The organism is Pseudomonas mucidolens, from assembly GCF_900106045.1.
In the GTDB taxonomy this organism is placed as follows: Bacteria; Pseudomonadota; Gammaproteobacteria; order Pseudomonadales; family Pseudomonadaceae; genus Aquipseudomonas; species Aquipseudomonas mucidolens.
In genome coordinates, this window is the sequence record NZ_LT629802.1 from 2,161,560 (window position 1) to 2,184,360 (window position 22,801).

The window sequence follows — 22,801 nt, forward strand, 5'->3', positions numbered from 1 at the left end:
AAAAGGCAGACGCGGTGTGTCCGATGAAACCTCGCCAACGAGTTGGTAACAGAGGCCGATGAAGCAATCCAACCGCTAAATGACAAAAAAAGGAAGCCTTCCATGTCCGGTTCCACCATTCGTTCCGCACTCTTTGTGCCTGGCAGCCGCCCTGAACGTTTTTCCAAAGCATTGGCCGCGGGTGCCGATGTAGTTATCGTTGATTTTGAAGACGCCGTCGAAGAGTCCCTCAAGCGTCAGGCAAGGGATAATCTCGTCGCATTTCTGCAAACCGAAACACAAGCATCAGTCTGGGTGCGTATTAATGCTCCGGAGCACTCTGAACATGCCGCTGACATCGCCTTTTGTCAGCAGCAATCGGGCGTCGCCGGAGTTTTGCTGCCGAAGGCCGAAAGTGGGGCGCAGGTCGCCGCGGTTGCCGTCATAGACAAACCGATATGGCCGATCATCGAAAGTGCGCGCGGGATTTTAAAACTCGCTGAAATTGCTGCAGGACAGTGCGTTCAACGATTGGCGTTTGGTGCATTGGATTATGGGTTGGATCTGAACCTCAAGATTGACTCACCCTCAGCTCAGTTCGTACTCGACCAAGCACGCGTTGATCTGTTGCTCCATTCACGGGAATCCAAATTGCTAGCGCCGCTGGACGGTGTTTACCCAAGCATCGATGACTTCGAGGGTTTGCACGAAGCTATCTGCCACGCCTATGACATGGGCTTCGCTGGCGCTATGTGTATCCACCCCAAGCAAATCTCAGTGATCCATCGGGCAATGGCTCCGACTGCGGAAATGATGGCTTGGGCACAACGGGTCGTTGATGCCAGCACACACGGTCGCGGCGCCTTTCAAATCGATGGGCAGATGGTCGACGCGCCAGTGTTAATCCGTGCACAGCGGATACTCGCCACGGCTCCAATTAATCCAAATGCTCATCGATAAAGACGAGATTTTCTTAAGTATCCGGTCTTATGTACCCAGCTCGCAGAGGCAGAGCCGAGCGCATATGACCTGTTTTAAACTTGAAAAGCTGACCACATTCATAAGCTCAGTGACGCTTACATCTTTGACCTGATCCTTTCCGAGACCAACGCTGCAAGCATATCCAGCCGTCCAGTGAAAAAATGATCCGCACCAGGTACAACTCTAATCGACGCGTTACTCCGCTCAGCCCACCGAAAAGCTTGCGACAGTGGAGCGTTCTCGTCCAACTCCCCGTGTATCAAGCATGCTCCATTGACTACCGGGGTTGCGTATTGTCGCTTGCCTGGTACCTCGCCACTCGGAAGGCCACAGAGAATGACGTCATGACTGGGTAGAGATTCCTGCGTCAAGGCCTGTTCTACCCGTGCAGCAATAAAGGCACCAAAGGAAAACCCCATCAAAATGAAGGGTAGCCGCCCCTCCCTTTCGCGCAGCAGTTTGGTCAGATCTATGATGTCCTGAGTTTCAAGAACTCCACCATCATATTTACCTGATGATTCCCCTATTCCTCGGAAATTTGGACGATAGACACTCACGCCTAGCGCGTTCGCAGCACGCATCATCGTAAAGGGTACTTTGTGATTAGCATTACCCCCCAGTAACGCATGTCAGATATGTTGATAAGCTTCACAAATCACTGATCTCACGACTGCGGAAATTCGATACTTTTCCCACGAAACTCTCAGCCGTCTCCATTGAGTCCATTGACCGACTCAATGGTCTCCAGAGCGCTATAGCCTTTCAATACGCAAAAGTTCTCGAGCACGCTACAACTGCCTTTGGCAGCGACTGATACCGAACTGGCCGCCAGAGCAACCCAGGCGCTCAGGTTGAAAGTTTCTCTCAGCCATCTTGCAGAATCAGGTCGGCCCCCTTCTCCGCCACCATCAATACTGCAGCGTGAGTATTGCCGGAAGTTACGTTTGGAAAAATGGATGCATCAACGATCCGCAATCCATCGATGCCGTGCACTTTCAGACGATTATCGACGACCGAATGCTCTTCGTCCGAGCCCATCGAGCACGACCCGCACAGGTGATAGATCGACCCGCTGTTCTCACGAAAATACTGCAACATCTTTTCATCGGTGTCGACGGCCGGGCCCGGCAGCACTTCTTCGACAGTGATACTTTTCAATGCTGGCGCCTGCATGATCTTGCGCATCAGGCGACTGCCCTGAATCACTTCATCGATATCCTTTTGCGTACTCAGGTAATTAGGGTCGATCAGCGCGGCGTCGCGCGGATTTTTTGACGCAATTTCAATCGTGCCGCGACTGGTCGGGCGGCACGGGTTGAAGCACAGCAGAAAGCCTGAGTACGGCTCCGGCTTGAGGCTGGCCTTGTTGTTCTTCGGGATCTGGTAAGACAGCGGGTTGAAATAGAGCTGCAGATTCGGGTGGGCCTGCTGTTCGTTGCCGCGAAAGAATCCGCCAGCCTGATTCACGCTCATGGCCAATGCGCCCTTGCGCGTAAACAGGTACTTGAGCCCCAGTTTGAACTGGCCGAACAACGAACTCAGTTGATCATTGAGCGTCGGAATATTGGCCTTGTAGTAGTAGCTGGCGCATAAGTGGTCTTGCAGATTCTTGCCGACGGCCGGCAGGTGTTTGACCAACGCAATGTTGTGTCGGGCCAACAGGGCCTGATCAGCCACGCCGGACAATTGCAGGAGTTTCGGCGTGTCCACGGCACCCGCGCACAGGATGACTTCCTTGCTCGCGGTGAACGTGTGCACCACACCGTGCTGGGTGACACACACGCCGGTCGCCCGGCCATCCTCGAACACCACCCGATCTACCAGTGCGTAGTGCTCGACCGTGAGGTTCGGCCGGCCAAGTGCCGGGTGCAAATGCGCAAAGCTGCTGGAACAGCGCTGACCGTTCTTGGTGTTGACGTCGTAGAGGCCCGAGCCTTCGAATTTAGGTCCATTGAAGTCTTCACTGTGCGGGTAACCGAGTTCATCGCAGCCTTTGAGGAACACGTCGCAGATCGGATGTGTCTGGCCCTTCATCGGTGTGATGCTGATCGGGCCGCTGCCACCGTGGTATTCAGTGTCGCCCAACGGGTGATTTTCCAGTTTGCGAAAATACGGCAGGACGTCTTTGAAACTCCACCCCTCATTGCCATTGGCCGCCCAGTCATCGAAGTCATGGGCCTGTCCACGCACGTAGATCATGGCATTGATCGAGCCCGAGCCGCCCTGCACTTTGCCGCGCGGCGCGTAGATCTCGCGGTCATTGAGTTGCTTTTGCGGCTTACTGTAATACATCCAGTTGAAGGTCGGGTTGTAATACATTTTGGCGAAGCCGACCGGGATCCTGAACCACAGCGAATTGTCCTTGCCGCCCGCCTCCAGCAGCAGCACCGAGTACTTGCCCGACGCCGAGAGCCTGTTGGCAAGGATGCAACCTGCGGCGCCAGCGCCAGCGATGATGTAGTCGTATGTCATGCACGGTTACCGCGTAAGTCGTTGTTCAAAAAAAACCGCCCTGTACTGTTCACCCAGGACGTAACGCCGTCACTGTGGCAGCGGCCCCTTCGTCAGCCTCGGGCCGGCGATGTGTCTTTGACGTCGGCCGGGGCGGACGCCATCTGCAGGTGCAGGCGCTCGCCGGTATAAGGCGAATGCTGGCGCACAACGTCCATGTTCAACTCAACGCCAAGCCCAGGTTCACTGGACGGAATGATGTAGCCGTCCTCCCACTGAAGCGGTTTGGTCAGGATGTCGGCGTGGAACCCACCCCAAGTCATGATGCTTTCCTGGATCAGGAAGTTCGGTGTGCAGGTGGCCAACTGAAAACTGGCGGCCGCGCCAATCGGCCCGTTGTAGAGATGCGGCGCGATCTGTGCGTAGTAGGCCTCGGCCATGCTGGCGATCTTTTTTGCCTCCAGCAGGCCGCCACAGCGGGCAACGTTCATTTGCAGAATCGACGCGCCGCCCGCCTGCAGCAACTTGAAGAATTCGTACTTGGTGGTCAGCCGCTCGCCCGTGGCAATCGGTATGCTGGTCTTGGCCGCGACTTGCGCCATGGCGTCTTCCTGACCTGGCGGCACCGGTTCTTCAAACCACAGCGGGTCGTATTTTTCCAGGCGCTTGGCCAGGCGGATAGCCGAAGACGGCACCATCTGCCCATGGGTGCCGAACAGCAGGTCGCACTTGTCGCCAACGGCTTCGCGAATCTTGCGGCAGAAGGTTTCGCAGCGTTCCAGCACCTCTAGCGAAATCTGGTGACCGGAGTACGCGGTGTAGGGACCGGCCGGGTCGAACTTCACAGCGGTGAAGCCCTTGTTCATGTTGTCGATGGCGCATTCGGCGGCCAGGTCGGGGTCGTCGTAGTCGTATTCACCACGGCTGTTGACCGGATACAGGTAGGTGTAGGACCGCAGGCGCTCGTTGACTTTACCGCCAAGCAATTCGTACACCGGCTTGTTCGCCGCTTTGCCGATGATGTCCCAGCAAGCCATTTCAAGGCCGCTGACCACACCCATCATGGTCAGGTCCGGACGCTGGGTAAAACCGCTCGAATACGCCTGGCGGAAAAAGCGCTCGATGTGGTGGGGGTCGTGGTTGAGCAGGTAGCGCTCGAACACATCTTCGATGATCGGCAGCATGGCTTTAGGACCAAAGGTCGCGGCGTAGATCTCGCCCACGCCCTCGATGCCGCAATCGGTCTTGAGCTTGACGAACAGCCAGTACATGCCGCCGATGTGCGGGGGCGGTACGGCGACGATGTGGGTTTCAAGGGCGACGATTTTCATCTCAGGCACCTGTCGGGTTCAAAGTGGACGTGTTCAAGGATTGACGCTTGATTCGCGCGCGCAGGGTCAGGGCCGCCAGGGTTCCCAGCAGGCCGACGCAGGCGATGTAACCGAAATAGAGCTTGTAGCCATAGGCACCGGGGTAATGCTCGGTCAGGTAGCCGTTGATCAAGGGAATGAAGGCGTCGGGCAAGTAACCCACCACCGAGACAATGCCGATCGCCAGGCCGGTGATGCGCAGGGGAATACGGCAAGTGTCGAGAATCGCCCAGTACAGGCCGCGAATGGCGTAGGTCATCAGGCCAATGAAGATCACAGTGCCAATCAGCAGCCCCATGCTGTTGAGTGCAGGAAAGACAATCAGCCCAACCATCGCCAACGTCGCCAGGAATAACGCCACGATCAACACCGAGATGTTCGAGAACTTGTCACCCAGCCAGCCACCGCAGATGCCGCCGATCGGGCGCATCCACAATTTAATGGTGGTGATGGTGCCGGCCATGACTGCGGTCATGCCGCCGCCCTGCAGGTAATCGGAGAAACTGTAAGTGGCCCAGAAGATGTGATAGCCGCAAAACACGATGGCCGTCACCAGCCACAGCTCGGGGATTTTCACCAGCGTCGCCAGGTCGCTGATCAGGTTGTATTTACCCTGCTCTACCGCCGCCGTGTCCTCCATGGACTTCGGGTCTTTGATCAGCACCAGCACACAGCCGATGGCGATACAGGTGAAGGCGTAGAGGTAGACCACGTGTGTGAACCCTTCGGCGGTGGATTCGCCACGGGTTTCGGTAGCGAAGGCGAAAAGACCGAGGGCGACGGTAGCCAGCAAGGCTTCAACCAGCCCGCGTCCGCCATCGAGGATGCCGAAGAAACGGCCTTGCTCGGTATGATGGGCGATCATTTTCACGCGCTTGAGCACCGAGGCCCAGAAGGTCAGGCCGGTGGTCAGCCCCCAACAACCGAAGATGATCATCAACCCTGTCATCGACGGTGCCGTCGAGTACCAAAGCCCCAGAACGCCAGTGGCAACCAGCGAAAAGAAAATCAGAAAACGCGGAGCAATGCGGTCGGCCAGCCAGCCGCTGGGCAAATAACTCAGGAGGAAAATCGTGCCGAGCATCGAGTACAGATAACCCAGCTCGCTGTGGTTGATCTGGAACACCTCGAGCATGGTGGTCTGGTAGACCTGACGCAGGTAAAGGATCGGGTAGATCGCGCCGGCGGCGAGTACCAGCAGCATCAACTGCAGATAGCGACTTCCCTTGTCACTGTGACTTATTGAAGCCGTGTTCGAACCCTGAACAGCGGCAGCGTTGGAGGCATGCTTGGACATCTGGGGGACCTCGGGCAACCCGGTGGGCCGGGTGCCCCTGATAATTGTTTTTATGGGTGCAGCGCGAAACGTGTCAGCGGTGAATCAGTACTTCATGACCACCAGGCGGGTCTGGGTGAATTCGAGCATGCCGTGTTTGCCGTCATCGCCGCCCAGGCCCGAGCGCTTCCAGCCGGCATGGAAACCCTGGTAGGGATCCGCAGGCGTACGATTGACGTACAACTCACCGGCTTCGATGGCGTTGGCGACTTTCATTATGGTGCGGTAGTTTTCGGTATAGAGGACTGACGACAGACCGAACTGATGATCGTTGGCCATGGCCAGGGCTTCATCGATATCGCGGTACTTGAGCACGGGCAGCACCGGGCCGAAAATTTCTTCCTGGATGATTTCCATGTCCTGCCGGCAGCCGCTGAGTAAGGTTGGGGGATAGAAATGCCCTTTGCCTTGGGGAATGAATCCGCCGGTTTCGAGTACCGCTCCGGCCGCGACTGCATGCTCGACCATAGCGTGGATGTTCTGCCGCGAACTGGCATTGACCAGCGGGCCCATCAGGCTGGCGTCGGTCGCGCGATCGCCGAACTTCACCATGCTGATCTTGCTTTTGAGCAAGGCGAGAAAGGCCTCATAGACGCTTTCCTGCACGTAGACCCGTTCGACCGCGGTGCACAACTGGCCGCAATGCGTGGTCTTGGAGGCGACGATCGCGCTGGCGGCGGCCTCCAGATCCGCGTCGGCTTCAATGATCGCCGGAGTCTTGCCGCCCAGTTCCAGCGAAGGTTTGGCAATGTTGGCTTTGCAATAGTCGAGCACGATGCGCCCGGCGTTGACACTGCCGGTCAGGGTGATCAAACCCACCGATGGGTGCGTGCATACCGCCGCGGCGGTGGCATGGTCCATGGTCAGAATGTTGATGACGCCGGCGGGCAAACCGGACAACTGAACCGCCTTGGCGATCTCGAAGGCCGAGGTCGGCGTGTTGTTACTCGGGCGTACCACGACGGTATTGCCGGCAATCAAGGCCGGGGCGATTTTGCGCAACAGGGTGTAGACCGGATAGTTGAATGGAATCAGGCAAGCCACCACGCCTATCGGCTCGCGGTGCAGAAACAGGTTTTCGTCAGGGCTGTCGCTGGGGATGATCTCGCCCTCGATGCGCCGCGCCCACTCCGCATGATAACGGGTGATATCCGCGGCGTAGCGCGCTTCGTTGCTGGCATCGGCAACGCTCTTGCCGGATTCGGCAGCCAGCGCCGCGCCGATGTGTTCCGCGCAGGTGTCGAGGGCATCGGCGAACGAACGCAGGTGATCAGCGCGTTCGATGCTGGTGAGTTTACCCCAGGTTTTTTGCGCGGCAGCGGCGGCTTCGACAGCGGCTGTCGCTTCAGCGGCGGTTGCCGCTGAAACGTGTCCCAGCAGGTGTTCCGTCGCCGGGTTGTAGACGGCGATCATGGCGTCGCTGGCAGGTTCAGTGAAGTGACCGTTGACAAAATTTCGCTCGATTCGCATGTGCATCGCCCATCGTTGTTTTTATCCAGTGCTCGCAGTCTTGGCGTCTGATGGGCGTTGAACAAACGATTTATTAAGCGCTGTAACATTCGAAAAATGAAGATTACTGCTGAAGACCCCCGATGTTCCCTGCGGCAGTGAAGGTGGTCAGACCGCTGCGGTCGAAGGCTCAAGTTGCCGTTGCGCCAACCATATTTCCTCCTGCAGCCACTGGCTGAAGACCTGCAACTGCGGCAGCTGCATCTGCTCGGGCCGGGTCACCAGCCAGTAGGACTGATGCCCTTCGACATGCACGTTCAGAACCTGGGTCAACAGTCCGCTGGACAGTTCCGGGGCGACCATGTGCCAGTCCGCGATCGTGATGCCGAGGCCATCGGTCGCCGCGCGAATCGCCAAGTCGAGCAGGTCGAATTCATAACCGCCCTGGGTGTCGACGCCGCTGATCTTCGCCGCGTCAAGCCAGTGCTTCCAGGTCAGGTAACGCTGGTCTTCCCGCGCCAGCACGTGCAGCAATGTCAGGCGATTGAGATCGATGCCCTGCTCGCTCAACTCGCGGGCATACAAGGTTGGGGCGCACACGGCGATGTGCCGCTCCTGAATCAGCAGTGAGCTGTCCAGCCCGTCCCATTCGCCATCACCGAAGCGGATCGCGCAATCGAGCGTGCTGGTTTCCGCCAGGCTGTCCTGCAAACGCGTGGTAATGCTCAACTCCAGTTCCGGGTGCTTTTCGCGCAGGCGCCCGAGCCGGGGCATCAACCAGCGATTGGTGAACGTCGGCGGCGCGTTGAGGTGCAAGCGATTGGAGTGGGTTTTCTGCTGAATGCTGCGCACCGTCAGCTCGATCTTGTCGAACGATTGATGCAACGCCCGCAGCAGGATCCGCCCGGCGCTGGTCAATTCGAGATGGTGATGACGACGCTCCAGCAAAGTCTCGTCGAGCTGTTCCTCGAGCTGCCGCACCTGGCGGCTGACGGCGCTCTGGGTGACATTCAGCAACTCTGCGGCGCGCGTGAAGCTGCCCGTGCTGCCGGCCACTTCAAAGGCTTTGAGCGCGTTGAGGCCGGGCATTTTGCGTTTCATCAGGGGCTCTCGAATGAAGGGCTGGGGCGCCAAGCATCCCATGCTTGAGGTACATTGTTCTACAGGTTTCAGCCAGTAACATGCATTTGGCGAAGGTTCACTGTCAGTTTTTATCGTTTGTTCAAGACAGCGCTGATCGCAAGACTGAACGGCATCTCTAATAAAAATAACCGAGAGCCGCCCCATGCCGTTACCTGCTACCTCGCGCTTCACATTGTCCCTGGCCGCTTTGTTCTGCATCTTTGCCGAGCCCGCCATGGCGGTGCAAGTCACCGACAACCTTGACCTTGGCGGCGCCATTCGCGGGCGCTGGGACTACGACCCCGACCGCAACATCCAGAATTTCGGTCTCGACACGTTCTGGCTGAGCGCCAAATACACATCCGACACGTGGATCGGTGAGGCCCAATACCGTTTCTACGGACGCTCCTATCCCTACCGGTACACCAAGAACTATGGCGACATCCAGTTCGCCAAACTGGCGTGGGTGGGCTACAAGTTCAACCCCGAGCAACAAGTGCAGGTAGGCTTGAACACCGTGCCCTTTGGCCTGCAGCCCTATTTCGGCAGCACCTTTTACGAAACCCTGGGTAACGTCATCGGCCTGGAAGACCTGCAACAGGTTGGCGTCAAGTACATCCAGCAAAGCGGCGACTGGAACATTCAGGCCGGTTACTACCTGCGTCCGGCCTGGCAAGGCAAAGGCACCACCAACGGCGTGACCTTCTCCAGCGTAGTGTCTGAAGCCGACAGCTACGTCGCCGATGGCAGCGACAACCAGGAGCGCAACACCGTGGTGCTGCGGGTCGCCAAGGCACTGGACCTGGGCCTCTGGAAATCGGAGGTCGGCGTCTCCGGGCTCAGTTCATCGCTGGAAAACCGTGACACCAACAACGACGGCCGGCGCAACGCCGTCGCTGTGCATTACCTGGGCAAGAACGGGCCGTGGGGCGTGCAGTTGCAAGTGGCACGACAACAGATGTCGCCGCGCAATCCCGGCACCGACGAACTGGTCACGCTGGGCGGTTATGACGGCACCTATAACGTCGCCAGTCGGGGCAACCTGTACGTCGCGGACCTGAGCTACGACGTCACCGGCAAATACCTGTTCAACCAGGTCAGCGGGGTCAAGCTGTACGCCAACTACAGCGCCTTCGACAAATCCGCCAAGGCGTTCAAGACCTCGGAACGGATGATCCTCGGCAGTTCCTTCATGGTCAGTCAGTTGTACGTCGCGACGGAGTGGATGTTCGGCAAGAATGACCCGTACATCGGTGGCAGCAGTTACGCCCAGAGCCTGGGGGCTGGCGGGACCGATCATTGGGAAAATCAGGTGTATGTGAACGTGGCGTATTACTTCTGACCGGATCTTTTGGTCGCCGGCAAGGACGCCATCGCGGGCAAACCCGCTCCCACAGCAATCACCGAACCTGTGGGAGTGGCCGTGCCCGCGATGGCGTCCACCCAGACCACACTTGCATCCGTTCTTTGCCAATAGTCAGATGGACACTCCAATACCCAAAACAATAATGAGTCCGACATGCGACAACTGCCCTCGCTCAATATGCTGCGCGTCTTCGAGGAGGTCGCCCGGCATCGCAGTTTCAGCCAGGCTGCGCTAGGTCTGAACGTCACTCAGGGCGCGGTCAGCCGTCAGATCAAGCAGCTTGAAGACTATCTCGGCGCTGCGCTATTCATTCGCACTCCTCAAGGCCTGTCGCTGACCGAAACTGGCCTCGCCCTCTCCCCCCATCTGGCGCAGGCGTTCGACCATATCGAACGCGCGTTGCAAGCCGTGCGTGTGCCCAATCTGCGCCAGCGACTGCGCATTCTGGCGCCACCGACCTGGGCGACGCGCTGGTTGTCCGCGCACCTGCGCGTGTTCTGTCAGCGCTACCCGGACATCAGCCTGAGTGTGAGCCATCAGGCTCACCACGACAGCCTCGCCGATGTCGACTGCCACATCCGCTTCGGCGTTGAAGGCTCCACCCATTGCAATAGTCAGCTGCTGGTGATGGAGCGGCACATCGCCGTGGCCAGTGCGGAGTTGTTCGAGAACGGTCTGCCGCCTGACCTACGGCACTTTCCATTGCTGCACATTCTGCACGAGGGCAAACGCTTGAGGGTCTGGGAAAATTGGCTGGCGGCCGTGGGTCGTAATGATGTCGATGCGGAACAAGGGCTCGAATTCAGCACATTGGATCAAGTGATCCACACCGCACTGGCGGGCGGTGGATTGGCGGTGATTGACCGGCAGATGATCGAAAAGGAACTGGCCAACGGCAGTTTGTTACCGATCACGCCGATGGAAGTCATCGGGCCGTATGGCTACTGGCTGGAAGTGGCGAAGGACAAACAGGGTTTGTCGAAGGTGCGCCTGTTTACGCAATGGCTGGGGTTGGTGAGCAAGCCCTGATACAGCAGTATTCCTTGTGGGAACGAGCCTGCTCGCGAAGAGGCCAGTGCAGCCAACGTGAATATTGACTGCGCCTCCACCTTCGCGAGCAGGCTCGCTCTCACGGTTGATCCCGGCGATCCTTCAGATCACCGCCGGGTTGTTCACCGCTACCTCTGCGCTCGCTTTCACCGGACTCTGCACCTTGCACGCCTGGCTCAGTGTCAACGATTTGGTCTCCGGCGCCCATGCCCAGGACAGCAGCGCGCCCAGTGCCAATATCGCCGCGAGAATGCCCATCGTGGGGCTCAACCCTATTCCCGCCACGCTTATCGGCAGTAGAAAGGTGCTGACGGCTGACCCTAAACGACTCACCGCGGTCGCCAACCCGATGCCGCTCGCGCGAACGTCTGTCGGGAAACTCTCGGCTGGAAACACCCCGACCAGATTGCTCACTGCCGACAACACCAGGGTGAACAGCCCGAACACCGCCACCATCAACCACGCCGCACTGCTCGGCAGCACCGCCAGCAGGAACAACGCGCCGAGGATCAGCAGCATGTTGAGCATCAGTTCAGTACCGAAACCTTCCGCCAATCCGAGTTTTTGCAGGATCGAAGGCAAAAAAGTGTAAATGGCGAAATACGGCATCACGATGCAAACAAAGAACAGGCAGTTGAACGCCGTGCGCTTGCGGTATTCACGGCTGAACAGCACCGCGTAGCCAGAGCGGGTTTCGGTGGCGGGCGTTTCGTCGAGCTCGACGTGGGCGCCCAGGTGCTTTTTGACAATGGCCCGCGCTTCCGCGATCCGGCCTTGATTGACCAGCCAGCGCGGCGACTCGGGTGTGCCGATGCGGGCGATCAGGATCAGACCTGCCGGGATTGCTGACGAGGCGAGCATCCAGCGCCAGGCGTCATCGCCGAGGCTGAGCATGGCGGTGCCAACGAAGGTGGCGGCGACGTAACCAAACGTCCAGATCACGCTGAATGAACCGAGCAGCACACCTCGGTGCTTCTTCGGCGCGAATTCGGCGAGCATGGCGTGGCCGACACTGAAATCACCACCGAGCCCGATGCCGATCAGCACCCGACAAAGGAACAGACCCATGACGGTTTCGGCGTAAAACTGCATGACTGACGCGAGCGTGATCAACACGAAGCTGACCAGGAAGATTTTCTGCCGACCGACCTTGTCGGAAATCCAGCCGAAGAACAGGCTGCCGAGAAACAGGCCTATCAGCGCCGATGCGCCTATCAGCCCTTGCCAGAAGGCATCGAGCTGCATCTGTGGACTTAGCAGTGTAAAGGCAATCCCGATCAGGCCGAGGATATAGCCGTCGGTAAAGTGCGCGCCGAAGGTCAATCCAGCTATTTTGAGGTGGAAAGGCCCGATGGGCAGGTCATCGATTTTTACCGGTTGTACGGACATTTAAGTCTCCAATTGTTGTTATTGACGGAGAAATGAAATCGATTTGTTTGGTGTGAAAGCGAGACTGCTCGCGAATGCGGTGTACCAATCAACATCGATGTTGAATATAAAAACGCTTCGCGAGCAGGCTCGCTCCCACAGGGTCAGGCAATGCTTTTACAAGCCGCCCATCAGCAGGTATTTGATTTCCAGATAGTCATCCAGTCCATATTTGGAACCCTCGCGGCCGAGCCCCGATTCCTTGACGCCACCGAACGGCGCCACTTCCGTGGAAATGATTCCTTCGTTAATCCCGACCATGCCGGCTTCGAGGCCTTCGGCCATGCGCCAGACCCGACCGATGTCGCGGCTGTAGAAGTACGCCGACAAACCATAGGGTGTGTCGTTGGCTTGTTGCAGCACTTCGGCTTCGTCTTTGAAACGGAAGCACGCGGCCACAGGACCGAAGGTTTCGTCCTGGGCGATCAGCATGTCGCGGCTGGCATCGGCAAGAATGGTCGGCTCATAAAACGTGCCGCCGAGTGCATGCCGACGGCCGCCGCACAACAGCTTGGCGCCCTTTTCCAGCGCGTCAGCCACGTGCAACTCAACCTTTCTCAGCGCCGCGGCATTGATCAGCGGGCCTTGCTCGGTTTCGCCCTCCAGCGCACTGCCGACGCGCATGGCCGCAACAGCCTCGGCGAGCTTGCCGGTGAAGGCTTCATAGACGCCTTCCTGGACGAAGAAGCGGTTCACACAGACGCAGGTTTGCCCGGTGTTGCGGTACTTCGACGCCATGGCGCCTTTGACGGCAGCGTCCAGATCAGCGTCGTCGAAGACAATGAATGGCGCATTGCCGCCCAGCTCCAGGGAGAGTTTCTTCAGCGTGTCGGCCGCCTGCCGCATCAGCAATTTGCCGGTGCGCGTGGAGCCGGTGAACGACAGTTTGCGCACGATGCCAGAGGCCTGCAGCGCCCCGCCGATCGCCACGGCGTCACCGGAAACGATGTTGAACACACCGGCCGGAATGCCCGCCTTTTCCGCCAGCACCGCCAGGGCAAACGCCGATAACGGCGTCTCTTCCGAAGGCTTGAGAATCATCGTGCAACCCGCCGCCAGCGCCGGGCCGACCTTGCGGGTGACCATCGCCAGTGGGAAATTCCACGGGGTGATCGCGGCGACCACACCGATGGCTTCCTTGATCACGATAATCCGCGCATCGGCCTTGTGACTCGGGATCACATCGCCATAGGCGCGCTTGGCCTCTTCGGCAAACCACTCGAGAAAACTAGCGGCGTACACCACTTCGCCCATGGCTTCGGCCAGCGGCTTGCCCTGCTCGCGGCTGAGCAACGTGGCCAGATCTTGCTGATGGCTCAGCATCAGTTCGCTCCAGCGCTTGAGCTTCTGGCTTCGTTCCTTGGCTGTGAGCTTGCGCCAGGTCGGCAAGGCGCGATGGGCGGCGTCGATGGCCAGGTTGGTCTCGACCGCACCGGCCTTTTGCACATCGGCGATCAACTCGCCGTTGGCGGGGTTGACCACCGGGTAGGTCGGACCACCGCTGGACCATTGACCATCAATGTAATGACCATTACGGATCAGTGCGCTCATGCCACAGCCTCTTTCAGATGAAAGCGTTCCAGACCCGGTCGGGCCGAACGCAAAATGCGTTTGCCTGCGGTGTAATCGTTGATCACGTCGCAAGGGGTGTAATTGCGTTCCAGTTCATGCAGTTCTTCAGCGTCGAGCCGGGTTTCCAGGGCAGCCAGCGCACTGTCGAATTGCGCGGTGGTGTCGGCGCCGACCAGCATGCAATCGACGCCGGGATGGTTGGCGACCCACGCCTGGGCGATCTGCGCATTGGGCACACCGCGCGCTAGGGCGACACGCTGGACGGAATGGGCAATCTCGAACGAGGCTTCGTCGCTGTACATTTGCTGGGTGAAAAAGTCGGTTTGGTTGCGCGTCGATTGCACATCGCCGGTCAGCAAGCCGCGAGCCAGCGGGCTGAATACCGACACACCGAGGCCCTGGTCACGACAGAACGGCATCATCTCGCGCTCTTCTTCGCGGTACGCGCAGTTCAGTTGCAGCTGCATGTTGATCGGCTTGACCCAGCCATTGCGTTCGCACGCCATGAGGATTTTCGCCAGTTGCCCGGTGAGCATGGTCGACACGCCGATGTAGCGGGCCTTGCCGGCGCGCACGATGTCGTTCATGGCACTCATGGTTTCTTCGACCGGGGTGTTCACGTCGAAGTAATGCAGCATGAACACATCGACGTACTCCATGTTCAAGCGCTTCAGTGAAGCGTCGATGCTGTCCATGATGTGCTTGCGCGAATGACCGCTGGCATTGATGCCGCTGCGGGTGCCGTAACCGACTTTGGTGGTGATCACCAGGTCTTCGCGGCGCGCCAAGCGTTTGACGATGCGCCCCACGACTTCTTCGCCGACACCAGCAGAGTAGAAGTCGGCGAGGTCGATGAAATTCACCCCGTTGTCCAGCGCATGAGCGACGATCGGCTCGCTTTGCTTTTCATCGAAAATCCACGGTTTCCAGTCCGGGGTGCCCATATTCATGGTGCCCAGGCACAGGCGGGAGACTTGCAGGCCGGAGTTGCCCAAACGAACGAATTGCATGGCGCGAACCTCAGGCTTTTGGCGTGTAGAAAGGGTTGCTGATGTGACCGACCACATCCGCCAATTGCGCGGTGTACGGTTGGCCGGTCAGCGCCGCGCGGATCGCTGTTCGGCAGGCGTTGTAATTGTTTTGGTAGACCGCATCGAGGTCATCGCACGCCGGGTTGACCCAGTTGGCAGTGACGATGGCCCACTCGTCTTCGGCCTCGGGCGGCAAGGTCCCGTCGAGCAAGGCTTCGAGTACCGCCTTGGCGATGCCAGCCTGGGACGCGCCCCACGTGGCGTTGCCATGCAGATCGCTACCGATCGCGGCTTTGTTGACGTAGAGGGTCATCGGCTTCACCGGAATATTCGGCTGAGCGATCACCATGAAGGGACAGTGGCCCTGGCTTGGCGACGCAAGGCTGATGGCGAAGGCCTGCCCCGCCGGGCCGTTGCGCGGGCCAATCAGAATGTTGATGTGGGCGGCGTTCACGCCTGGGCCTTCGAAGCCTTCGCCGATGTACAGATCGAGTTTTTTCATTAGTCGTTACGCTCCAGTGATTTGCGAATAATCACGGACACACGAGCCTTCTCGCTCGGGTGGCCGTTGATGAAACGGGAGAGCGCTGCGGGTAATTGAGGGGGAAGGAGTCTTGAAAACAGGCATGGGTGCAAACGCTCTATGGTTTTGTTGATGAGCTTGTTTGCGATTTTTTAACACTGGAAGTTCGAGCGGCTGTAACCATTAAAAGTCATAGAGGTATGACTTCAACTCATGCTCTATTTATGATCGGCAACAACGTAATGTTTTCCTCGAACGTTGATTAACGTGCGTATATATCCCTGCTAGATCAACGTCTCACGCCGAAATTTTGCTATGTGCGCCTACACCTAAAGCAGCGTTTGGATCGAGCGCCGCCCCTCCAATGGACACCCGCCGCGACAGCTGGACTGCCCCCAGCATCGCAGACACATCTGGGCCCCGACCGCTCTGGTGGCGTAGCTTCGCTAGGTCTACAAGGTTGAGGCGCGCAGCGGATACCACAACATCCTGATCGACGATCGTTTGAGCAATCTGCATTCCCCCTGCACAGCCGATGCCGCTTTTTCGCACAGGCCTGTCCTAAGGCTTGATCGAATGACTATTTCGACCTAAGAGTGATAACAAAACGCTATTAGAAGCAATGTGCCTCATCTTATTTACGAATAAAAACCCGTTTAATTACAGAAACTTGCAGCTCAACAATGCCCTGTTTCGGCCGCAAAATTTTACCGAAAAATGCGCCTCATCAAGTTCAAGACCGTCCTTTACAGGCGAAGAAGCGCGCCTAGACTCTCACTGGATTCAGCTCCCTGAGTCATGACCAACACACGAAAAGGATATTCAAAATGACCGCCTTCACTTCGGTAAATACCGTCACCACCCCCCTGACCATCAACTGCAACTCCGTGACCACTTACAACGGTGATCCCAACGAGACCACCAAGATCACGTTCAGCTACCAGAACAACCTGCTGTGGGCTACCCAGGTCAACAACACTGCCTCAACGCAAACGCTCTCTGCCGACGCCTCTGCCGGACCGGTAATCCTGCGGGCTGGCGCCAAGGTGACGCTGCAAAACGTCGGTTCGGCGTTCAGCATCCTGTTTACTGGCAGCATCGTCGACAGCGGTTCCGAGACGCCTTTCAACGGCACCAACATCGGTACATTCAGCCTTTCCTGATCCACACGGGCTCTGTAAGCAGAACCCATCCTTGAAGCCGGCGGACGCGGACACCATACGCCGGCTTCATTTAACGCAGTACGGGACATGGACGGTACCCTCGCGTGACAAAGCATCGGATGCTTTATACCCGGGTTTTCTGGGTAACACTGGGCGCGATTCTGGCAACAATACTGTGGGTACTCGCTACCGGCAGATCTGCGCCAACGGCTTCGCCTGACGGGTACAGGCATACCTTTTCCAACGCCGAGCGTACATCCTCGATATCGGGTTGCGCCGACCTTGCACCCTCTTCTTCCTCCTCTGCGGCGATCCCGGCACCCTGCCTGCCCGGGCCGATACTGCTGCCCGGCATGAACGTCAGCCGCCAGGTCGGTCCGGTGTTGTTCGTGCTGATCGTCGATAGCCGCGAGGCGCGGGTGAACGCAGAACTGTCCATGGGCAGCGCAGGCCTGACCGGGTTGAGCATGACGGCCGAAACACCCACTGCCACCTTTGACCTGGCCAGCGATGGCCAACGGGTACGGGGCAGCCTGGGGGCATTTTTCTGTGCCCCGCCGAACACATCGCACGTGCTCGCCGACTTCAATATCGAGGGCACACACGACGGCAGCAAGGACAGCACGCAAGTCTACCGCGGCGACCTGATCCGCTGGCAAAGCCCGACCACCAGCGTGATCGCCCGCTACCACCAACCCTTGCTGCCGGACCTGCAAGTGACCGTGGAACTGCTCGACCCCTACAAACCCGACAGCAGCAACGCGTTGACGGCCCAAGTGAGTTTCTACTACGCCACGAACCTGATCGACCGCTACACCGTCATGGCCACCGCCACCCCCGTGACCCTGCGCAAATCCAGCGTCGGGCCGGTGAGTATCCAGGGCGGGGCCTTGTCGTTTCGTCCCGCCACCCAGGAACAGCGAGGGCAGCTCAGCCTCGATGGCACTTTCCAGTCCGGCCATAACCCGCCCAACCACTATGCCGGCAGCATCGCCGACTGGTCGTGGATTCGTGGCCGTGCCGATAATTGCAGGGGATAGACATGACCAGCCGCGCCGCCCCATCCGACTATCAACAAATCGCCAACAGCGCGGCCTATGCCCTGCCCGATGACAGTGGCTATGGCTGGCGTGGCTACGTCATGCCCCAAGGCACCCCGCCTGCCAGCTTGCCGGCCAGCCTGAGCCCTGCCGATGCGTTCGACAAAAATGCCGGCCATTACCTGTTCGCCCCCAGCGAGCCGGTGAGCCTGCGCAGCGATCCTTCGGGGTTCGTCGCCGCGCTGTACGACTTCCTGTTTGCCGTCGAACAGCGAAACTTCGTCGGTCGGGCGCTGCTCTGGTTGCCTGGAAGCAGGCTGCCAGCGCCCAAGCGCTTCGACGACTATGGGTTGCGCATCAGCCTGCAGACACCTTGCCAGGTGCAGAACAACCTCAACGTGCAACTCGGCGATCGCCTGACTTTCTTCCTCAACTTCGGCACCTTCGTCAAATACGACGCAGACTTCAATGCGTTGCGCCTGAAGTCTGGCAACATCGGTATCAGCATGGGCTTCAACGACAAACTGCAGGCCGACAGCGGTCTGCAACTGACGCCTGCGCAGCAGCCGTTGGCCTATGTACCGCTGGACGGTAGCCAGGCCGGAAGCCTGGCCTATGCCTTGACCTACAGTTCGGCGCCTGCGCTGCGGTATTTCCAGACCGGCTTCGCCTATGTGGTCAATACCGGGAACGGTAACAACGTGCTCAATTACCCGGTATTCAACCCGGTCGGCATGCCGGCCAAGTTGAACATGGGCGGTGTCCTCGACCCGCTGGACCCGCTGAACCAAAACATCAGTGCGCCACAACTGGCCGCCGGGCTGATCCGCACCGGCCTGACCTTCGCCGCTTCCGGCAGCACCTTGCTGCCCAGTCAATGGCGCAGCACCGCCGGCAACCCTATCAGTCTGGTCCCGCTCAATGGCCTCGACGCCAACGGTTGGCCCCTGCCTCACGCGGCCAGCCTGGTGTTCTGCGACGACGGTGCTAGCTACAGCCTGACCCTGAGCGGCGACTATGGCTTGAGTCTGCCGACCGTGCCCGCAGCCACCGCCGGGCAAAATCTGTTGTGTGGCATCTTCGGTACCGAGTGGCTGAGCTTCACCAACTACAATCCCGCGGTCAGCCCCACCGACAATGACCGCATGCGCCTGTTCGCCGCGCAATCGGCGTATGCATCGGTCTTTCCGTTCCAGACCAGCAGCCTGGTCTCGCCCACCAGTGGCGCGGTCACGGCCCTGCTGACCGACCACTACCGGACCTCCTGGAGCAACCTGATTGCCGGTGCCTCTACCCCGGCCTACAGCGCTCAGCCCGACGGTAGCCCGCTTTATGGCCAGGCCGCGACCGATGGCGACACTGTGCTGCTGACGCCGACCGCTCCCCGTACACCGCTCCCACAGGACCCCGGCTTCGCCTTCCCCCTGGTGCCTTATGCCGGCATGACCAGTACCACGAGCGTCAACCTGACCCAATTCGAAAGCGAAATTCTCGCCGCCTCGCGCAAGAGCCTGATCAGCGCCGCCACCCTGCCGGGCAAACAGGCCGTACGGCTCAAACGCCTGCAACGGGCCCTGACTGCCACGACGGAAAAACCTGATCGGGCGACGACACCGCAAGGCTTACTGGTGGACCTCGATCCGGACGGTGTCGGCTACCGAAAAGTACTCTTGGCACGCTCTAAATCTGCCGAGAGTTTGCTGGATTTTGCCTTCGAGCAGCCCACCAACGAGTTACACGAGGCCCTGCAAACCAATCAACTGTTCCTCGTCGGCGTTAACCGGCAACCGTTTTTCACCCAGAGCGCGACGTTCAGCAACCAGATGGAGATCGCCGATTGGCGCTTCATCGCCAATATCGGTGTCGGTGTGCAAACCACCAGCTATCGCAACGTACTGATCATGAAGTATTGCAGCGGCAGCCTGAAGGACCGCATCGACAACCCCAACCGCTGGACCATGCCCGAGACATTTTCGAAAACCGCAGACTTGGTGCCGAGCCTGGAAACCCTGGCCTACACCGGCCTGTCCCAATGGCTGCAAGACTTCATCGGCGCCGCCGAGCTCAAGGCCGCCGCCACACCCGACAGCCTCTATGCGGACTTCGTCGCCCAGGTCAACGATCCCGACTGGAATGGCTTCATGGTGCTCAACGCCGACCTGCCCTTGGACAGTCTCCCCGAGCAACTGGCCGGGATCGCCGCCGGCATCGATTACAGTCGCTTTCTCGCCCACCACTTCGGTGCCAGCGTCAGTCGCATCAGTCATCAGGACGACACCCTGGATATCCAGGGCATTTCCAACCTGTTCGGACTGATCGACTACCAGAACCCGGCTTATGAACAGGCCCAGACCAACGGCGCAGATGCCGACATGCCGATCGCCCTGCCCACGGCCGAAGGTTATGCCTTCAGCGTTCTCCAGCTCCAGGCATTGTTTCGCCAGTCCAGGCTGGTGACCTTCAACAGTCGTATCCAGTTGAGCCTGGACCGCCTGTTCGGTTCACCGATCCAGGCCACGTTGCGCGCCGACCAACCCAGCGCCGTGAATGCCATGGTGCTCGACGGCAGTGCCCTGCAACAAAACGACACCACCACCTATGTGTTCGAGCAAAGCCAGAGCTACCTGTTCAACCTGGACAGCAACGTGCTACCCGCCGCATCGGTCAATCGCATCCAGTTCAACACCCTGGGCAGCCCGGATGGCGGCGTTACCACCGCCAGTCGTTTTCTGCTGTGGGGCAAGCTGGATTTCGCCCTGCTCAAGACCTCCGCCGGGTCATTCGACCTGTTGTCGTTTGGTAGCGACGACGGCAGCCCGAGCAACCAGGGCCTGGCTTATACCAACCTACAAATCGGCATGAGCTTTCCCAGCGCCACGCCGAATGCGGTGGGCTTCAACTTCAACCCCGACAACCTGGGATTCGATCCGGTCACCAGCCAGGTTCGCGGAAAAAGCCTGTACAAGGGTTTTACCCTGCAGCTCAAGCAGTTCATCCAGGCGCCAGAACAGAAAAAACCCGCGGACTATGGTTTTCTTCCGGTCCTGCCGCAGAACCTGGCGCTCAAAGCCATGTCCGGAGCCTGGTCGGGCATTGTCTACAAGGTCACCATGGGATCGCCCGGCGCCCTGGTCTCGGGCACCGGTTTCGAGTCCGACCTGCTGGTCGCCTGGTCGCCCGGCAGCAAAAGCACCGATGCCAACCCAATGCTCTTCGTTGGCTTGAGCCTGCCCGGCGCGGCGCCATCCGCCAGCGTGTTCTCCCTGCAGGGGATCATCAAGGTCTCCACCGGACCGATCAAACTGCTCTACCAGACCATCCCCGGGCAGCCCGATCCCGAAGCGAAATTCTTCAACCTGCAACTGACCGATATAGGTATCAAGATTCTCGGCATCGCCAAGTTGCCACCGGGTGCGACCCTGCAGTTTTTCCTGTTTGGCGACCCTCAGTCCTCCGGCAGCCTGGGCTGGTATGCCGCCTACGTCAAAGATCCGGACAGCGAAACCGAGCGCCTGCTGGCCCTGGCGTCGGACACGTCCACGCATCCGGCACTGACCGGGCCATCGGAGATCGCCTCATGACTCGCGTCCTGTACTGGAACATCGAGAGCTTCGGCTATAACAAGATTCGTCCCCTGACCACCAAACGGAACCGCGCCGGAGCGCCCATTCCCGACCTGAGCGCGGCCGATCGACTGGCGCTGATCCTCGCCCACATCACCGCCTTCAACCCGGACATCTTCGTGGTGGTGGAGACCGCCAGCGGCCCGAGCAACGGTCCAGGCTCGCTGATTTCTCCCACCGGCGGCTGGCAAGGCTGTGTCGAACTGCTATTGCGCATTCGCAACCTGACCGGCCTTGCCTGGAACCTGGTACCGCCGTTGGTGGTTGGCCAGGCCGGGCGAGCCGAGGGCGTCGCGGTGTTCTACAAACCGGTGATCCCGGCGGGCGGTGGCGTGGCGGCCGGCAGACGCCTGTTCACCGGTCCCAACGCCTGGTCACCGGCGGGCAATGGCATCAGTTTCAACCCGACCGTATTGCCCGCGCCCGCCGCCGGCAACTACCCGCTGCTGCAGACCAATAGCTGTTTTACCGTCGCCGGTCGCGCTATTCCCCCTACCGCCCTGAACCCCGGCAACCCGATTGAGAGCCAGTGCGCGGCGCGAGTCGATTTCGTCGACAACCTCGGTGCACCAATCAATTATGGCGGCCTGCGCCAGCCCTACATGGTGACGTTCTGTGAAACTGTCGACGGTCCGCCCGTGGTGGTGCAGCGTAACCTCACGCTGTTCGCCATCCATTCGCCGCCGCAGTATGTGGCGGCCAATGCCTACCTCAACGGCCTGGCTAACGTGCGCGACATCAGTGCCGCCCTGGGCGCGCTGGAAACCCGGGTCATCACCGGTGATTTCAATGTCAACCTGCTAAGCCAGAACGGCAATGATCCACTGCGCTACGCCCCGCTCACCGGCCTGGGCTATGCCCTGCAACTGCAACCACCGGCCGCGGCCCCGCCTCCGGCCCTGGATGCCTACATGGGCTATTTCGCCACCCACCTGAAGAGCAAGAACTCGACGATCTTCTGGTCGACCAACGTGGGGGGCGTGCCTTATCCGGGCTACCGCTACATCGGCTCTTCAAACAGCAGCAACCTGTATTCGATCGACAACATCCTGGTGCGCGGCGGTGCTGCCGGGAACTTCACCATCGCCAACACCGTAGTCGGCATGCCATTGAATGTGGTCAACCCCACGCCTGGCGGGGCGCCCATGGGCGTGGTGGCGATCGCCAGCGATTTCCAGGCCCCACCGCTTGGCTGGCCGCCGTCACCGGCACAGGCATTTGTCGCGGGCGACCGACAACGTTTCCGTGGTTGGAGAAACATGGGGCACATCCGCTCTACCAGCGATCACCTGGCTCTGTTCGTGACGGTCTGAATCA

At 59.3% G+C, this 22,801-nt stretch carries 18 protein-coding genes; 7 read left to right on the plus strand and 11 right to left on the minus strand.

Annotated features, from left to right (window positions below; translation table 11 throughout):
* Positions 1 to 102 precede the first annotated feature (102 nt).
* A complete protein-coding gene (locus BLU75_RS10095) occupies positions 103 to 939 on the plus strand; it encodes an HpcH/HpaI aldolase/citrate lyase family protein (protein WP_084376718.1) in 837 nt (278 codons plus the stop codon).
* A gap of 116 nt (positions 940 to 1,055) precedes the next feature.
* Here the strand turns inward: BLU75_RS10095 and BLU75_RS28285 are convergent, their stop codons facing one another.
* The 6 genes from BLU75_RS28285 to BLU75_RS10125 all read right to left on the minus strand — a co-directional run bounded on the left by BLU75_RS28285 (position 1,056) and on the right by BLU75_RS10125 (position 8,667).
* Positions 1,056 to 1,544, minus strand: coding sequence for an alpha/beta hydrolase (locus BLU75_RS28285; RefSeq protein ID WP_084376717.1), 489 nt, complete (start codon positions 1,542 to 1,544; stop codon positions 1,056 to 1,058).
* 280 nt (positions 1,545 to 1,824) lie between these two features.
* Complete coding sequence (locus BLU75_RS10105) at positions 1,825 to 3,432, minus strand: GMC family oxidoreductase (protein ID WP_084376716.1); 1,608 nt, start codon at positions 3,430 to 3,432, stop codon at positions 1,825 to 1,827.
* Positions 3,433 to 3,524: 92 nt separating this feature from the next.
* The gene (locus BLU75_RS10110) at positions 3,525 to 4,742 is read right to left on the minus strand and encodes a mandelate racemase/muconate lactonizing enzyme family protein (protein WP_084376715.1); all 1,218 of its coding nucleotides are present in this window, start codon (positions 4,740 to 4,742) and stop codon (positions 3,525 to 3,527) included.
* A 1-nt stretch (position 4,743) separates the two neighbouring features.
* A complete protein-coding gene (locus BLU75_RS10115) occupies positions 4,744 to 6,078 on the minus strand; it encodes an MFS transporter (RefSeq protein WP_084376714.1) in 1,335 nt (444 codons plus the stop codon).
* Between the two features lie 84 nt (positions 6,079 to 6,162).
* Positions 6,163 to 7,587 (minus strand): aldehyde dehydrogenase, encoded by a 1,425-nt coding sequence (aldA, locus tag BLU75_RS10120; protein WP_084376849.1) that lies wholly within the window; start codon positions 7,585 to 7,587, stop codon positions 6,163 to 6,165.
* A gap of 147 nt (positions 7,588 to 7,734) precedes the next feature.
* Positions 7,735 to 8,667, minus strand: coding sequence for a LysR substrate-binding domain-containing protein (locus BLU75_RS10125; protein WP_084376713.1), 933 nt, complete (start codon positions 8,665 to 8,667; stop codon positions 7,735 to 7,737).
* 184 nt (positions 8,668 to 8,851) lie between these two features.
* Between BLU75_RS10125 and BLU75_RS10130 the strand changes: the two genes are divergently transcribed.
* Positions 8,852 to 10,030, plus strand: a complete 1,179-nt coding sequence (locus tag BLU75_RS10130) for a hypothetical protein (protein ID WP_084376712.1) — start codon at positions 8,852 to 8,854, stop codon at positions 10,028 to 10,030.
* Between the two features lie 177 nt (positions 10,031 to 10,207).
* Positions 10,208 to 11,083 (plus strand): LysR substrate-binding domain-containing protein, encoded by an 876-nt coding sequence (locus BLU75_RS10135; RefSeq protein WP_084376711.1) that lies wholly within the window; start codon positions 10,208 to 10,210, stop codon positions 11,081 to 11,083.
* 123 nt (positions 11,084 to 11,206) lie between these two features.
* Here BLU75_RS10135 and BLU75_RS10140 read toward each other — a convergent pair whose 3' ends face one another.
* The 4 genes from BLU75_RS10140 to fae form a co-directional block, all read right to left on the minus strand.
* Complete coding sequence (locus BLU75_RS10140; RefSeq protein ID WP_084376710.1) at positions 11,207 to 12,493, minus strand: MFS transporter; 1,287 nt, start codon at positions 12,491 to 12,493, stop codon at positions 11,207 to 11,209.
* Between the two features lie 156 nt (positions 12,494 to 12,649).
* The gene (locus tag BLU75_RS10145) at positions 12,650 to 14,083 is read right to left on the minus strand and encodes an NAD-dependent succinate-semialdehyde dehydrogenase (protein ID WP_084376709.1); all 1,434 of its coding nucleotides are present in this window, start codon (positions 14,081 to 14,083) and stop codon (positions 12,650 to 12,652) included.
* Complete coding sequence (locus BLU75_RS10150) at positions 14,080 to 15,114, minus strand: aldo/keto reductase (RefSeq protein WP_084376708.1); 1,035 nt, start codon at positions 15,112 to 15,114, stop codon at positions 14,080 to 14,082. Before BLU75_RS10150 ends, BLU75_RS10145 begins: the two co-directional genes overlap by 4 nt.
* A gap of 10 nt (positions 15,115 to 15,124) precedes the next feature.
* Entirely contained in the window at positions 15,125 to 15,637 is a 513-nt protein-coding gene (gene fae / locus BLU75_RS10155) for a formaldehyde-activating enzyme (RefSeq protein WP_084376707.1), read from the minus strand.
* Between the two features lie 848 nt (positions 15,638 to 16,485).
* Here fae and BLU75_RS10160 point away from each other — a divergent pair.
* Positions 16,486 to 16,821, plus strand: coding sequence for a hypothetical protein (locus tag BLU75_RS10160; RefSeq protein WP_084376706.1), 336 nt, complete (start codon positions 16,486 to 16,488; stop codon positions 16,819 to 16,821).
* A 124-nt stretch (positions 16,822 to 16,945) separates the two neighbouring features.
* Here the strand turns inward: BLU75_RS10160 and BLU75_RS10165 are convergent, their stop codons facing one another.
* On the minus strand, positions 16,946 to 17,176 hold the full coding sequence (locus tag BLU75_RS10165) for a hypothetical protein (RefSeq protein ID WP_084376705.1): 231 nt from the start codon (positions 17,174 to 17,176) through the stop codon (positions 16,946 to 16,948).
* Here BLU75_RS10165 and BLU75_RS10170 point away from each other — a divergent pair.
* Genes BLU75_RS10170 through BLU75_RS10180 form a run of 3 tightly spaced genes read left to right on the plus strand, consistent with a single transcriptional unit; the run spans position 17,175 to position 22,797 of the window.
* Positions 17,175 to 17,861: a hypothetical protein gene (locus BLU75_RS10170; RefSeq protein ID WP_084376704.1), complete on the plus strand. Its 687-nt coding sequence runs from the start codon at positions 17,175 to 17,177 to the stop codon at positions 17,859 to 17,861. The two genes, BLU75_RS10165 and BLU75_RS10170, sit on opposite strands and share 2 nt — an antisense overlap.
* A gap of 2 nt (positions 17,862 to 17,863) precedes the next feature.
* Positions 17,864 to 21,442, plus strand: coding sequence for a hypothetical protein (locus BLU75_RS10175; protein WP_084376703.1), 3,579 nt, complete (start codon positions 17,864 to 17,866; stop codon positions 21,440 to 21,442).
* Positions 21,439 to 22,797 (plus strand): hypothetical protein, encoded by a 1,359-nt coding sequence (locus tag BLU75_RS10180; RefSeq protein WP_084376702.1) that lies wholly within the window; start codon positions 21,439 to 21,441, stop codon positions 22,795 to 22,797. Before BLU75_RS10175 ends, BLU75_RS10180 begins: the two co-directional genes overlap by 4 nt.
* Positions 22,798 to 22,801 lie beyond the last annotated feature (4 nt).